The organism is Leptotrichia sp. OH3620_COT-345, from assembly GCF_003932895.1.
Taxonomy (GTDB): Bacteria; Fusobacteriota; Fusobacteriia; order Fusobacteriales; family Leptotrichiaceae; genus Pseudoleptotrichia.
Window position 1 is genome coordinate 1 of record NZ_RQYW01000183.1, and the last position, 284, is coordinate 284.

Annotated in this window: 1 protein-coding gene; it reads left to right on the forward strand. The window is 35.6% G+C overall.

The features are described 5' to 3' along the window. Positions 1-284 (forward strand): hypothetical protein (locus EII29_RS11740; protein ID WP_148096451.1); only part of this gene is annotated, 284 nt, incomplete at both ends.

Here is a 284-nt window from a genome sequence, read left to right on the forward strand (position 1 = left end):
AATCCTTACAATCAACTTGAAATAGCAAATTCGTCCATAGAAAATGCCAATGTGATGAAAGGAACTAAAAATAAACAGGTAGCAATGGCACAGGAAAACGGTCTTGATACTTCGGGAGTAGGATATCAGGCTTCTAAAGTAACATTAACAAATGCTACCGGAGGAATTATAGAGCTTACGGGAGAAGAGTCTACCGGAATTTATGCAAAAAGAGGTCATATAGATAATGACGGAACAATAAGTGTAGGAAAGAAATCAACAGCTATTTATTTATTGGAAGATAA